Genomic DNA, 15011 nt, shown 5'->3' with positions numbered 1-15011 from the left:
TATCTTTAAGAAAATATCTTATCATGATTAGAAAAATTCTATTTGCTGGACTCGTTCTTTTATTAACTTCTTGCGGTAGTTCTGTAGAAAGTTTTTATGATGCACATAAAAATGATACGAACGTAACTGCGGTACAGGTGCCTAAATTTATGTATTCTCTAATTGGGAATCTTTCTCCAGAAGTAGATGCTCTTATAAATAATGTTTCTGATATTAGATATATGAATATCCCTGGAAATACTGCACTAAGAAATCAGCAGATAAACTCAGAAATTGACAAAATTACTAAGAGTGGTTATTCAGATATTTTCAGAAAGAATACTACCGATACTCAAAGCCTTTTAACCGTAAAAGAAAAAGGAAATACCATTAAAGAAATTATTCTCCACAACAATAAAGGTGCTAATAATTCTTTACTTTACCTGAAAGGAAACTTTGATGCCGATAAAATCAAAAAAATGGCAGAAAATGATGACTTTTCTAATTTCAATAACCTCCTCGATCAAAAATATTAAATTATTCAACTATTACTCAGCGAAAAAAAAGTTAAGAAAATAAGCTAAACTCAATATAACTAGAGAGTTAAAAAATTTTAGCTTTAAATTTTTTTGCTCCCTATACAAACTAGCTAAACTACTATAAATAAAACAGCTATCCCATCTAGTTTTAGAACTACACTTTATATCAATTTATCTTTCTTTATAAAAAGTTAAACATTTGGTATTGTAATATAATTTTAATCTTTTTGAAACGTTTTATCCATATTGGGTATAACAATATTAAAACGCAATGCTATAAACAAAATAGTATTTGCTTGAACTTATTTAAAATAAAAATGAAGCACATGAAATTAATTAAAACAATATTTAGTGTATTATGTCTTGTAAGTCTATTTTATGCTTGCGGATCTTCTGATGACGATTTCTCATCAGGATCTGGTGTAGATGACTGCCTCGGTTTGGGAGAAGAGCAATTATCTCTAACCATACAAGAGACATTTACCACATTACCAGGAAAAGTTTCTGTTTTCTTTAAAGTGAATACTAAAGATGGAGAGCCTGTTTCTAATTTAGAATCTAGCAATTTTAATATTTTTGAAAAAGGAAGAAATGACAATTGCTACAAACCAATTTCACCATCTGAGTCTAATGGAAGAATTTCTCCCGATACTCAGATATTCAATACAAATACATTACTTGTTTTAGACTTAAGTAATAGTGTGTTAAGTACAAGTTTAGAAGAATTAAAAGCAGCTTCTGTTAGTTTTATAAATGAAGTAATGCCTGCAGATGCAGACGAGCAATACAAAATGGCAATTTACTGGTTTGACGGAGAAGATGTTTTACACGAGTTAAATCCTCTTACTTCTAGCAGAGCAGAACTTACAGCAGCTATTGAAGGAATTACTGATAATATTAGCAACGACCCTTCTACTGATTTATATGGTGCTGTAATTAAGTCTACAGAAATTGCAACAGGAATTCTAAATGAGAATCAAGAAAATGATATTCTTGCTGCATCTTCAGTGGTCATATTTACTGATGGAACCGATCAAGCTGCACGTTACAAAGAAAGTGATGCTACTAATGCAGTTAAAAACGCAAATGAAAATATATCTTTCTTTACCATTGGTTTAGGTGATGAAATAGACAAGAATGTTTTAGAGGAAATAGGAAAAACAGGATATGCTTTTGCTAATGATAAAGATGATTTAGAGGATACCTTTGAAGAAATTTCTGATAATGTTGCTGGACAAGCAAGTAGTTATTACTTATTTGAATACTGTAGTCCTAAAAGAGATGGAAGTGGACTTAATCTATTGGTTATCCAAGCAGTACAAGGAGAAAACCAAGGAGCTGTACAAACAGAGTTTAACGCTGAAGGATTTACTGGAGGTTGTGAATAAACATTCCTTAACCAATATTTAAAAAAATAGGCTACCCAAAAAGGCAGCCTATTTTTTTTGAATCCTACACATTTATGAGTAAGAACTCATACACTAACTTTCACTGATAATTCTAAAACCTTATAATTAGTAATTACCTATAATAGCATCTTACCCATACAACTCACTAATAGTTTTAGTATTAATACTTAAAGTGATTACATATTTCTCATTACAGAAAGCACCGTATTTAATTATAAACTTTATCCTGACACAATCCAACTAAAAGAAAAAAGTGCATTAAAAAGCACTCCAAATTAGCTTAAATCAATGGCAAGAACATTCTATACAACATAGAAATATCGAACAGACCAAGTAGCTGTTTTCGTTCAAACGTCACAGAAAATTACACTCCACCAATAAATAAGAATTACTAGCTAAAAAGTCTATTCAAAAAAAATCGCCTAAAAAATTAATTTTAGACGATTCTCTTATTATTTCTTGAAAAATTTTACTGCTCTAAAGCCGCAAGTCTTTCTTTCATTTCAGTAAATTTTGCCTGCTCACCAATTGTACCATAGATATTCATAAGTGTTCTTATTGCATCTACGTTATTAGGATTAACAGTTAATAGCTTCTCTAAATAAGGAACAGCAGATTTGTAAATAGCTTCACGCTCAGCTTTTAACTCATCATAACGTTTGTTATCAGCGGCACTGTTACCTAAACCATTCATTTCTTCTACCATTTCTCTCTCTCCAGAAAGAATTAATGAAGACATATTTAAATATACATTTTCATTTTCTGGATCTAATTCTAAAGCTTTCTCATAGTATTCTTTAGCCTTTTCTTTATTACCTTGCTCCGCAAGAATAACTCCTAAGTTGTAATAAAGAGTAGGGTTTTTTGGATCTTTCTGAATAGCCTCTTCCATTAAAGATTGGAACTTAGCCTTATCTCCCATTTTGATATACATATTAGCTTCCGTAAGTAATAAGTTTATATCATCAGGATTAGCAGCACGCGCATCTTTAATAGCTGCAGCAGCTTTTTCAGTCTCACCCTTTTCATTATAAATTAAAGCGATGTTTTTAACGATCTCTGGCATTCTAGATTCTGTTTTCTCCTCAGTAGGATCAGAATACTCTCCAGTTTTAACCATTAAATCACGATTTTGCTCAGAACCTAGATTTTCAACTTCTCCAGTTTCTTTGTTAACCGCCATATAAGCTGTACTTTCTCCTGTATAACCAAGCTCTTTAAGTTTTTCGTAATAACTTAAAGCAGTGTCATACTCACCACCATTTACAGCACTAGATGCAGCGAAGTATAAATAATCTTCATTATCTGTCATCTCATAAGCCATATAAAGCTTATTTGCAGCACCAGCAAAATTTTCATTCTTGTTATCTTCAACAGCAGCATTTACAATGTCACCAGAAAGATTATTAAGAATCTCTTTAGCATCATCAGTATATTTAGTTTTGTATTCTTTTTCAAACGCTATCAATTCGTTTAAAGAAGCAACTGCTTTCTCATAATCTGCATCAGCTCCACCTTTCTTTGCAAGATCTGCATAGGTTTTACCAGTTAAAAAGTAATACTCCGCTTTATATTTATCATCTGCAGATTCAATTGTAGATGATAAACTTTGTAACGTAGTTTTTGCTTCAGCAGCACTTCCATTATCTAAGGCTTTTTCAGCATCTCTAAGTTCGCTTTTCTGCGCAACAGCAAAAGATGATGCTAATATTGCAGATGCTAATAGAACTTGTTTTTTCATTGTTTAAAAAATTTGTGTTAAATATTATTCTTTCTCATTATCAGATTCGGTATCGACATTAGGGGTATCGATATCGCTTTTGTTAGAATCAACATCTGTGCCATCCTCTACAACTTCGATGTCATCTATGTCTTCTATATCATCCTCTTCTTTCATAACTTTAGCTACAGCGGCAATAGAATCGTTCTTCAGATTGATTAGTTTCACCCCTTGTGTAGCACGCCCCATAACTCTTAAATCTTCAATTGCCATACGAATAGCAACTCCAGATTTTGTGATAATCATAAGATCATCCTCGTCGGATACGTTTTTAATAGCTACAATAGCTCCAGTTTTTTCTGTAATAGACATTGTTTTAACCCCTTTACCTCCTCTATTTGTAATTCGGTAAACTGGTTCTCCATCTTCAGGATCGTCTAAATAAGTACGTTTTCCATAACCATTTTCAGAAACAACAAGTATGTTTTCTTCTAGGTTATGTACAGATACCATTCCTACAACCTCATCATTATCATCTGCAAGAGTAATACCACGAACTCCAGAGGCATTTCTACCCATCGGACGTGTTTTACCTTCTTCAAAACGAATCGCTTTACCAGATCTAACAGCTAATAATATCTGACTGTTACCTGTTGTTAGTTTAGCTTCAAGCAATTCATCGCCTTCACGAACTGTAATTGCATTAATTCCGTTTTGTCTTGGACGAGAATATTGCTCTAAAGAAGTTTTCTTAACAACACCTTTTTTAGTTGCCATAATGACAAAATGGCTGTTTATATACTCTTCATCTTTTAAATCTTGAGTACAAATAAAGGCTTTCACCTTATCATCTTGCTCAATATTTATTAAATTCTGAATAGCACGTCCTTTAGAAGTTTTACTTCCTTCAGGAATTTCGAAAACACGCATCCAGAAACATTTTCCTTTTTGCGTAAAGAATAACATATACTGGTGGTTTGTACCAACAAATAAATGCTCTAAGAAGTCTTCGTTTCGTGTAGAGCTTCCTTTTTGTCCTACTCCACCTCTATTCTGAGTTTTATATTCTGTTAAAGGCGTTCTTTTAATATAACCCGCATGAGAAATAGTAATTACCACTTGCTCATCTGGAATCATATCTTCCATACTAAGGTCTCCCCCAGCATATTCAATTACAGAACGTCTATCATCTCCATACTTTTCTTTAACCTCAAGAAGTTCTGTTTTAATGATCTCCATTCTACGCTCTTTATTAGCAAGAATATCTTTACATTCTTCAATAAACTTCATGATTTCATCGTACTCTGTACGTAGCTTATCCTGCTCAAGACCTGTAAGTTGTCTTAATCGCATTTCTACGATTGCTTTCGCTTGGATTTCACTAAGTTCAAAACGCTCAATCAAACGCGTACGCGCTTCATCTGCATTACCAGAACCACGGATAATTGCAATCACCTCATCTATATTATCAGAAGCAATAATTAATCCTTCTAATATATGAGCACGCTCTTCAGCTTTACGCAGTTCATATTCTGTTCTTCTAACTACTACCTCATGGCGATGCTCCACAAAATAATGGATCATTTCCTTTAAGTTAAGTAATTTTGGTCTTCCGTTAACCAATGCAATGTTATTAACACTGAAAGAAGATTGTAGCGCTGTATACTTATATAATGTATTAAGAACAATGTTAGGAATAGCGTCACGTTTAAGAATATAAACGATTCTCATTCCATTTCTATCCGACTCATCACGAATATTAGAAATCCCTTCAATTTTCTTATCATTAACAAGATCGGCAGTCTTTTTAATCATGTCTGCCTTGTTAACTTGATATGGAATTTCTGTAACTACGATAGATTCACGTCCGTTAACCTCTTCTGTAGTAGCTTTGGCACGAATAACAACACGCCCTCTACCAGTTTTAAAAGCCTCACGAACACCATCATAGCCATATATAGTACCTCCTGTTGGAAAATCTGGAGCTTTTATATGTTCAATTAATTCATCAATCTCAATATCGTTATTCTCAATATAAGCTACAGTACCATCTACAACCTCAGAAAGGTTATGAGGAGGCATATTTGTAGCCATACCTACTGCAATTCCTGAAGCTCCATTAATCAATAAATTAGGAACTCTTGTAGGAAGTACTTTCGGCTCTTTTAATGTATCGTCAAAGTTTAACTGATGGTCTACAGTATCCTTATCAATATCAGCAAGCATGTCTTCAGATATCTTACGCATACGTGCCTCGGTATAACGCATCGCTGCAGGGCTATCGCCATCCACAGAACCAAAGTTACCTTGCCCATCTACCATCATATATCGCAGACTCCAATGCTGAGCCATACGCACCATTGCGTCATAAACAGAAGTATCTCCATGTGGGTGATACTTACCTAATACCTCTCCTACAATTCTTGCAGACTTCTTATAAGAACTGTTAGATCTAACTCCCAATTCATGCATTCCGAATAAAACGCGGCGGTGAACTGGTTTTAATCCGTCCCTAACATCTGGAAGAGCACGTGACACAATGACCGACATTGAATAATCAATGTAAGCCGATTTCATCTCGTCCTCAATATTAATAGGGATCAGCTTTTCTCCTTCTGCCATATTAAATATAAATTATGTTTTAATTATAAATCGAGCCAATATACACATTTTAAAGACGATTTCACCTTACTCTAAAAGGTTTTTTAATGTTTTTATCAACAAAAAAAGCCCCTTGAAAGGTTAATAAAATCAATGTTAATTTTTTTGTTTTTGATACTTTTTTTTGTCTATTAGCTGAAAGTAGCCTCAAAGAAGAAGAATTAAGGTACAGTTTTTGTCTACTTATAGTTGTTTTACTATTTTTAACTGAAGAAAGGAAAAAAGTATGGATGATAATTTTTCACCAAGAGTAAAAGATGTAATTGCTTACAGTAAAGAAGAAGCCTTAAGATTAGGGCACGATTTTATTGGAACGGAACATCTTATGCTCGGACTTTTGCGTGATGGAAACGGAAAAGCAATAGACATATTAACAGCATTAAGTATAGACCTTGAACATTTAAGAAGAAAAGTAGAGATATTAAGTCCGTCGAACCCTGCTAGTGGTATAAATGCAAACGATAAACGTAATTTACACCTTACCAGACAAGCCGAACGCGCTTTAAAAACTACTTTTTTAGAAGCTAAGTTGTTTCAAAGTTCTTCTATAAACACAGCTCATTTGTTGCTTTGTATATTAAGGAATGAGAACGACCCAACAACAAAACTTCTTAACAAGCTTAAGATTGATTACGATAATGTTAAAGAACAATTTAAGCTTATGATAACTAGCGATGACGATTATATAGACGCACCTTCAGCTGAATCTTTTTCAGATGAAACTGGCGCTGGAGAAGAGCCTCGAGACAATCCTTTTGGAACTACAGGAGGCGCTCCTAAGTCTAATAAAAAGTCTAAAACTCCTGTTTTAGATAACTTCGGACGTGATCTTACACAGATGGCTGAAGAAGATAAATTGGATCCTGTAGTAGGAAGAGAGAAAGAAATTGAAAGAGTTTCTCAAATCCTAAGTCGTAGAAAGAAAAACAATCCGCTATTAATTGGAGAGCCTGGAGTTGGTAAAAGTGCCATCGCAGAAGGACTTGCCTTGCGTATTGTTAAAAAGAAAGTTTCAAGAATTCTTTATAATAAAAGAGTCGTTACTCTAGACCTTGCCTCTCTTGTTGCCGGTACAAAATACCGAGGACAGTTTGAAGAGCGCATGAAAGCTGTAATGAACGAACTTGAAAAGAATGATGATATTATTCTTTTTATTGATGAAATTCACACTATTGTCGGCGCTGGTGGAGCTACTGGAAGTTTAGATGCTTCTAATATGTTCAAACCTGCATTAGCACGTGGAGAGATTCAATGTATAGGAGCTACTACTTTAGATGAATACAGACAGTATATCGAAAAAGATGGCGCCCTAGAAAGAAGATTTCAAAAAGTAATTGTTGAGCCTACAAGTGTTGAAGAAACTATTGAAATCCTTAACAACATTAAAGATAAGTATGAGGAGCACCATAATGTAACTTATACTGACGAAGCAATTAAAGCTTGTGTTAAGCTTACCAACAGATATTTAACAGATCGTTTCCTTCCAGACAAAGCTATTGATGCCTTGGATGAAGCTGGATCGAGAGTTCATATCACAAACATGGAGGTTCCTAAGCAAATTCTAACGCTAGAAAAGCAATTAGAAGAAGTTAAAGAACTGAAGAATTCTGTTGTTAAAAAGCAAAAATACGAAGAGGCTGCTAAACTTAGAGACGATGAAAAGCGTATCGAAAAAGATTTAGCTATCGCTCAAGAAAACTGGGAAGAGGAAAGTAAATTACATCGTGAGATTGTTACAGATGAAAGTGTTGCAGATGTAGTTTCCATGATGAGTGGCGTTCCTGTAACTAGAATTGCACAAGCAGAAAGCTCGAAATTAGCAAAGCTACCTGAACTTATTAAAGGGAAGGTAATTGGACAAGATAACGCTGTTGCCAAAGTGGTAAAAGCCATCCAAAGAAATAGAGCCGGATTGAAAGATCCAGATAAACCAATTGGTTCTTTTATATTCTTAGGGCAGACTGGTGTTGGTAAAACGCAATTAGCAAAAGTTCTTGCTAACATGATGTTCGACTCTGAAGATGCGCTTATTCGTATCGACATGAGTGAATACATGGAGAAATTTGCTATCTCTAGATTGATTGGAGCACCTCCAGGATATGTAGGATACGAAGAAGGTGGTCAACTTACCGAAAAAGTAAGAAGAAAACCATATTCTGTAATTCTTTTAGATGAGGTAGAAAAAGCACATCCAGATGTATTTAATATGCTTTTACAGGTATTAGATGATGGATATATTACCGATAGCTTAGGAAGAAAAATTGATTTTAGAAATACTATCATCATTATGACTTCCAATATTGGAGCTCGCCAATTAAAAGACTTCGGTCAAGGAGTTGGTTTTGGAACATCGGCCAAAAAAGCGCAAGCAGATGAACACTCAAAAAGTGTAATCGAAAATGCCTTGAAAAAAGCATTTGCTCCAGAGTTCTTAAACAGAATTGATGATGTTGTTGTGTTCAACTCTTTAGAGAGAGAAGACATTCACAAAATTATCGATATCGAATTAGAGAAACTCTATAAACGTATTGAAAGCCTAGGCTTCAATTTAAAATTAGCCGAAAAAGCAAAAGATTATATTGCTGATAAAGGTTTTGATAAACAATACGGAGCTAGACCTCTAAAAAGAGCTATTCAGAAATATATTGAAGATGCTTTAGCTGAAGAGATTATCACTTCAAAACTATCTGAAGGGGATAGTATTTTTATGGATCTAGACAAAGAAAAAGATGAACTTACTATAACTATCAGTAAAGCTGAAAAGTCAACTGAATCATAAGTTTATATTAATTTTACAATAATTAAAACGTGCGGTATAACTATCGCACGTTTTTTTATTTAATTTTACTGGCTCTAAAATTCTTCTTAACTTAGAAGAATTGGGAACTCTCTTTTTGCTTTTGCTTAAGTTTGTCCTGTAAATAACCTATCCTTAGCCTTATAGCTTCGGAAGATCACTTAGAGTAAACTCTAAGCTTAAAAATAACTCTATTCGACACTTTCTTTTAAAACACATAGGAAGTCGAACAAATAAACCCTAGGATTAGAACCTAAAAACATTTAAATGAGTAACAAAACGATTATTGGTAGCCAAGAATGGGTATCATTACCAGATTTAGATATATCAACCATCAAAGTACGTGTAGATAGCGGTGCTAAAACGTCTGCGCTACATGCTGTAAATATTCAGCCATTTCAGCGAAATAACGATACATGGGTAACTTTTGATGTGTACCCTATTCAACATAACGGCAAAAAAGTAATTCATTGCGAAGCTGTTGTTGTTGATAAAAGAGTTATTAAAAGCTCTACAGGTAACCGTGAAAATAGATATATCATAAAAACTACGCTTAATCTCAACGATACTTCTTGGGATATAGAAGTTTCTCTTACCAATAGAGATAGCATGGGATACCGTATGCTTTTAGGAAGAGAAGCTATGATGGGAAGACTTATTGTTGATCCAGAAAGTAGCTTTATGCTTGGCGACCTCAGCGATGAAGATGTTAATAAAAGATACAAAGCTAACGTTCAAATTCAAGGTGGCTTAAAGATTGGACTTCTTGCTAGCAATCCAAATTTATACAGTAACCGAAGAATTATAGAAGCTGGAGAACGCATGGGACACGAAGTTGAATTTTTCAACATCCGCCAATGCTACATGAAATTAGACGCCGAAACTCCAGAAATACATTATCGTGGAGGTAGAATTCTAAACGACTTAGACGCCATAATTCCTAGAATTCGTCCGAGTATGACTTATTACGGATGTTCTCTAGCAAGACATTTTGAATCTATAAATATTGCCTGTTTAAATAAAGCGGAATCAATTCGTCAGTCTAGAGACAAACTATTTTCATTACAATTATTACTGAAAAATGGAGTGAGCATTCCTACAACTGGTTTTGCGAACTCTCCTTTAGACACCAACGACCTTATAAAAATGGTTGGAGGCTCTCCTCTTATCATAAAACTTCTTGAAGGAACTCAAGGAAAAGGCGTTGTTTTAGCTGAAACAAAAAAGGCAGCAGAGAGTGTTATCAATGCATTTAAAAGCCTAAATGCATATATATTAGTACAAGAATTTATTAAAGAAGCCGACGGAAAAGACCTTCGTATTTTTGTGATCGACGGAAAAGTTGTTGCAGCAATGCAAAGAGAAGCTCCTCCAGGAGAATTTAGAGCAAATATGCACTTAGGAGGAACGGCATCATTGGTAAAACTTACGGCAGCAGAAAAGAAAATAGCTATTAAAGCTACAAAAGCAATGGGGCTCGATGTAGCTGGAGTAGATATAATAAGATCCGCAAAAGGTCCTTTATTACTTGAAGTAAATTCTTCTCCTGGATTAGAAGGTATTGAAACTGCTACAAATATTGATATTGCAGGACTCATGATAAAATCCATCGAAAAGAAACTAAACTGGAAACCATAAGGGAATCTATTTTATAAAATCATTAAACCCGAAATACCTTACGTTAAACTAAAGGCATTTCGGGTTCTTTTTTAATCTTATACTTTACTAATTCTTCAATATTACAGTATCTTTTTGAATATTTTTCATTTCTATCCTTCAATAAATATTCAATTCGGCTAACAATTAATGTACTTAATCTAATATTCTTTCATAAAATAAATTAAGAATGCGATTAGATTTATTTTTGCTGCATGACAACGCTCGTTAGTAAACATAAACTAATTAAATCTTATAAATTAGATTTTGGATATATAGAAATATACCCAAAGTTTGTCATAGGTATAATTAATGATGGAATCGATTTGTCATTAGAGAATTTATCCGATTTAATAGCTATTGCAGACATTCATTATCGCAACAAAAACTATAGCTATATTTCTTACAGGAAAAATGCATACGCCATTAACCCTACACTCTACGAATACATAAAAGATATTGATAATTTAAAATTATTAGCTATTGTATCTAGTAAAGAACTTTATAGACATAATTTTAAGATCGAGAAGTATTTTTATGGTAAAGAAATGAAGCTCTTCAAAAACTTAGAAGACTCCGTAAAGTGGGTGCTAAAGAAAATGGATTAAATCACTTTCTCATCCCTAATTTTAAAACTTTTTAAATACTTAGGCCCTTCTCAAACCTAAATCCTATTACTCTTAATCTTTAAACATTTCAGGAGATACTTTTGTCGTTCCCATAAATTCGATAGTTTTCTTAATATCGTCATGAAAAACTCTATCCTTATCAACAAAAGGAACTACTTTAGTATAAGCCTCAAAATAGTCTTCTATTATTTCTGACGATTTTGCCGGATGTCTAAAGGCCAATGCTTGAGAAGCATTTAAAAGTTCGATTGCCAGAATTGATTTTAGATTTTCTAAGATTCTAAAACACTTCGTTGCTGCATTTGCTCCCATACTTACATGATCTTCTTGACCGTTAGAAGAAACAATAGTATCTACACTTGCAGGAGTTGCTAATTGCTTATTCTGACTCACAATACTAGCGGCGGTATACTGCGGAATCATCAATCCAGAATTCAATCCAGGATCATTCACCAAAAATGATGGCAATCCTCGTTGTCCAGAAATTAACTGATAGGTTCTTCTTTCAGAAATACTTCCCCACTCTGCCAATGCAATTCCTAAATAATCTAAGGCCATCGCTAGTGGCTGACCATGAAAATTACCTCCAGATAAAATCTCATCTTGATCAATAAATATATTTGGATTATCGGTAACCGAATTAATTTCAGTCTTAAAAACTTTTCTTACATGCGCCAAAACATCTTTTGAAGCACCATGAACTTGCGGCATACATCTAAAAGAATATGGATCTTGAACCTGTGTTTTAGGAAGTTCAGAAATCTCACTTCCTTCAATAAAACTTAAAATTCTAGCAGCAGTTTTTATTTGTCCTCTATGCGGTCGCACTAAGTGTATTAATTTATTAAATGGTTCTGTAAGTCCGCCAAAAGCGTCTAAGGACATCGTTCCCACTAAATCCGCTAAATAGGAAAGTCTATACCCATTTATTATACACCACACCCCATATGCACTCATAAATTGAGTTCCATTTAAAAGCGCTAGTCCTTCTTTTGACTGCAAAGCTATCGGCTCCCAATTTTTCTCTTTTAATACAGTTGCAGTTTTTACCGTTTTTCCGTTATAATAAACTTCTCCCATTCCTAATAAAGGAAGTGAAAGATGTGCAAGCGGAGCTAAATCCCCTGATGCACCTAAGGAACCTTGGGTATATACAACAGGGATTATATCTTCATTATACAAATCTATCAATCTACAAACTGTAGCGAGTTGCGCCCCACTATGTCCGTAACTTAAAGATTGTATTTTAAGTAACAACATTAGTTTTACAATCTCCTTTGGCACCGCTTCACCCGTACCACAGGCATGAGACATCACCAAGTTTTCTTGAAGCTGACTCAAATGATCGTCAGCAATTTTTACATTACATAAAGATCCAAATCCAGTATTAATACCATAAACTGGTTTTTTATCCGCAGCTATCTTTTTATCTAAGTACTTTCTGCAATTATCTATATTAACTTTAGCCTCATCAGATAGTTTAAGCTTTAACTTATTATCTATTACATTAGAAATCGTTTCAATATCTAATACTTCTGAGCTTATATAGTAAAAATCGTTCATTCTCTTTATGTAGTTAAAAGTCCAAAAATCTGCATTACCGACTAATTTTACAAGGAAATACAAACAATTAACCTAATCCTTATTTTATATTAAGCATTATCTTGATTTTCTTGATAATCTTTCGTGTTTTTCTTCAGCAAATCAATAAAGGCATCTCCTGTAAAATCAATAATATCTGTTGCTGTTAGCGCTTCTACGCCAGAACGCAACACAGCTAGATCTCCAGCTCTTCCATGGATATACACTCCCATTATCGCAGCTTCAAACAAACTATATCCCTGCGCTAAGAGTCCACAAATAACCCCTGTTAGCACATCTCCACTTCCCCCTGTTGCCATACCAGGATTTCCTGTGGAATTAAAATACAATTCTCCTTTATTTATAGTAACCGTATATGCGCCCTTTATCAAAAGCACCAATTCATTTTCTTTTGAAAACTGCTTCGCTTTTTCTAATTTATCAAAGTCGTCTTTCCAGCTTCCTATTAGCCGCTCCAATTCCTTTGGATGTGGTGTCAAAATAGCATTTCCTTTAATCGCTTTTAAAAGATGTTGATTTTCAGAAATAATATTTAGAGCATCAGCATCTACCACTAAAGGTTTTTTATTCTGAATAATAAAGTCAGAAAAAGCTTTTACAGTATCTGCGTGCTTCCCTAATCCTGGTCCGATTGCAATAGCGGTAGGCGTGATATCAAATTTTATATTAGAAATATGTGTTTCCTCGGAATCTGTTAAAACCATCGCCTCAGGAAAAGAAGCTTGTATTGTTTGATATCCACATTTAGGAATGTAAGAAGTAACCAATCCAGCTCCAGAATGTAATGCAGCTTCGCTACACATAAGAGCAGCGCCAATTTTACCATAGCTACCTCCAATTATCAAAGCATGACCAAATGTGCCTTTATGAGAGAATCTTCCACGTGGTTTATAAACCCCAAGAACATCATACTTTTCTACATAAAACATATCTGTAGGCTCTTTATACAAGTGTTCTGCATCCTGACCAATATCTAGAACCTCCCAATATTCGGTATAAATCCCAGACTGCGGTAATAAGAAAATTAATTTAGGCAATTGAAATGTAAGCGTATAATTTGCTCTTATAACTGTATCTTTTTCTGTAATAGCCTTCTCCATATAAAGGCCCGAAGGAATATCTACAGAAAGAACAAAAGCACCACTTTTATTTATATGATTTATAATAGCAGCTACCCAGCTAGCAGCTGGTCTATTTAAGCCGATTCCAAAAATAGCATCTATTACTATATCATTAGCACCAATTCTGGGAAGGTCATTATCTTCTGTAAGTAACTCCGGCCAATATTTTAGGTTTTTTATCCTATCAAAATTCAGCAAAAAATCTTTAGAACGTTTATCACTATAATTCACAACATAAGCAGAAATATCATACCCTTGTTCCAATAATAGTCGAGCTACAACCAAACCATCTCCTCCATTATTTCCTATTCCACAGAAAATATGAATCTTAACTTTTGAATTTACTAATTGTCTATTTATCCAATTAAAAACTGTTTTACCAGCCCTCTCCATCAATTCATCACTGGTAATATTTTGCCTCTCAATTGTTAATTTATCAGCAAGGCGTATTTGTTTAGTAGAAAAAATCTTCATTTTACAACAATTCTTTAGTTAAATTATTAAATTCTTAATAATAACTTTTATGTTTTTTTAATACTATAAAAGTACTACATTTGAATACTATTACGAATAAACACATGCAAAGTTTTAATAACATACATACTACTTCTATATTCTCCACGGAGAATACATGTATTGTTTCTATTATTCGTAACACTACTATTATTACCCCTTTTGGGGTATAAATTTTCACATATCGTCCGTATATTATATTTGTTTAAATCCAAACAAAGGAGATTCCTTTTATAGATTATAAAAATGCAACAATACAAGCAGTACTATATAAAATTAGCCCATTGTTGTATTATATGCAAAAATATAAAAGCGATTACTCGAGGTTTTAGCAAGCATAATTTTCACATAAACAACATCCAACTAACTTTAAAAGAACTATTAA

Annotated in this window: 9 protein-coding genes; 5 read left to right on the top strand and 4 right to left on the bottom strand. The window is 33.7% G+C overall.

All coding sequences use genetic code 11. From position 1 onward, the window contains the following. Window positions 1-23: 23 nt before the first annotated feature. Together ACN0TY_RS07925 and ACN0TY_RS07920 are read left to right on the top strand one after the other, a co-directional pair. A complete protein-coding gene (locus tag ACN0TY_RS07925) occupies window positions 24-515 on the top strand; it encodes a DUF4252 domain-containing protein (RefSeq protein ID WP_417444038.1) in 492 nt (163 codons plus the stop codon). 329 nt (window positions 516-844) lie between these two features. Next, window positions 845-1906 carry a vWA domain-containing protein gene (locus tag ACN0TY_RS07920; protein WP_417444037.1) on the top strand — a complete coding sequence of 354 codons (1062 nt, stop codon included), beginning with the start codon at window positions 845-847 and terminating at the stop codon, window positions 1904-1906. Window positions 1907-2396: 490 nt separating this feature from the next. Here the strand turns inward: ACN0TY_RS07920 and ACN0TY_RS07915 are convergent, their stop codons facing one another. Continuing rightward, window positions 2397-3668 carry a tetratricopeptide repeat protein gene (locus tag ACN0TY_RS07915; protein ID WP_417444036.1) on the bottom strand — a complete coding sequence of 424 codons (1272 nt, stop codon included), beginning with the start codon at window positions 3666-3668 and terminating at the stop codon, window positions 2397-2399. 24 nt (window positions 3669-3692) lie between these two features. Next, window positions 3693-6269 carry a DNA gyrase subunit A gene (gene gyrA / locus ACN0TY_RS07910; protein WP_417444035.1) on the bottom strand — a complete coding sequence of 859 codons (2577 nt, stop codon included), beginning with the start codon at window positions 6267-6269 and terminating at the stop codon, window positions 3693-3695. A gap of 265 nt (window positions 6270-6534) precedes the next feature. Here gyrA and ACN0TY_RS07905 point away from each other — a divergent pair, with 265 nt between their 5' ends. From ACN0TY_RS07905 to ACN0TY_RS07895, 3 genes are all read left to right on the top strand, one after another. Beyond that, window positions 6535-9087, top strand: coding sequence for an ATP-dependent Clp protease ATP-binding subunit (locus ACN0TY_RS07905; protein ID WP_236959715.1), 2553 nt, complete (start codon window positions 6535-6537; stop codon window positions 9085-9087). 285 nt (window positions 9088-9372) lie between these two features. Continuing rightward, the gene (gene rimK, locus ACN0TY_RS07900; protein WP_236959716.1) at window positions 9373-10743 is read left to right on the top strand and encodes a 30S ribosomal protein S6--L-glutamate ligase; all 1371 of its coding nucleotides are present in this window, start codon (window positions 9373-9375) and stop codon (window positions 10741-10743) included. Window positions 10744-10976: 233 nt separating this feature from the next. Continuing rightward, window positions 10977-11369, top strand: a complete 393-nt coding sequence (locus ACN0TY_RS07895; protein WP_236959717.1) for an STAS/SEC14 domain-containing protein — start codon at window positions 10977-10979, stop codon at window positions 11367-11369. A gap of 72 nt (window positions 11370-11441) precedes the next feature. On the opposite strand, the gene hutH is transcribed toward ACN0TY_RS07895, so the two are convergent. Together hutH and ACN0TY_RS07885 are read right to left on the bottom strand one after the other, a co-directional pair. Beyond that, a complete protein-coding gene (hutH, locus tag ACN0TY_RS07890) occupies window positions 11442-12953 on the bottom strand; it encodes a histidine ammonia-lyase (RefSeq protein WP_417444034.1) in 1512 nt (503 codons plus the stop codon). 89 nt (window positions 12954-13042) lie between these two features. Then, on the bottom strand, window positions 13043-14587 hold the full coding sequence (locus tag ACN0TY_RS07885) for an NAD(P)H-hydrate dehydratase (RefSeq protein WP_417444033.1): 1545 nt from the start codon (window positions 14585-14587) through the stop codon (window positions 13043-13045). Window positions 14588-15011: the final 424 nt, after the last annotated feature.

It is taken from the genome of Joostella sp. (assembly GCF_048266025.1).
GTDB classification, from domain to species: Bacteria; Bacteroidota; Bacteroidia; order Flavobacteriales; family Flavobacteriaceae; genus Galbibacter; species Galbibacter atrarenae.
The sequence above is the reverse complement of the archived record's forward strand: the minus strand, read 5'-3'. Positions and strand labels throughout refer to the sequence as shown.

Coding starts and splice junctions, on each gene's coding strand:
- ACN0TY_RS07920 (WP_417444037.1), top strand. CDS start 845: ATGAAATTAATTAAAACAATATTTAGTGTATTATGTCTTGTAAGTCTA.
- gyrA (WP_417444035.1), bottom strand. CDS start 6,269: ATGGCAGAAGGAGAAAAGCTGATCCCTATTAATATTGAGGACGAGATG.
- ACN0TY_RS07885 (WP_417444033.1), bottom strand. CDS start 14,587: ATGAAGATTTTTTCTACTAAACAAATACGCCTTGCTGATAAATTAACA.
- ACN0TY_RS07915 (WP_417444036.1), bottom strand. CDS start 3,668: ATGAAAAAACAAGTTCTATTAGCATCTGCAATATTAGCATCATCTTTT.
- ACN0TY_RS07905 (WP_236959715.1), top strand. CDS start 6,535: ATGGATGATAATTTTTCACCAAGAGTAAAAGATGTAATTGCTTACAGT.
- ACN0TY_RS07925 (WP_417444038.1), top strand. CDS start 24: ATGATTAGAAAAATTCTATTTGCTGGACTCGTTCTTTTATTAACTTCT.
- hutH (WP_417444034.1), bottom strand. CDS start 12,953: ATGAACGATTTTTACTATATAAGCTCAGAAGTATTAGATATTGAAACG.
- ACN0TY_RS07895 (WP_236959717.1), top strand. CDS start 10,977: ATGACAACGCTCGTTAGTAAACATAAACTAATTAAATCTTATAAATTA.
- rimK (WP_236959716.1), top strand. CDS start 9,373: ATGAGTAACAAAACGATTATTGGTAGCCAAGAATGGGTATCATTACCA.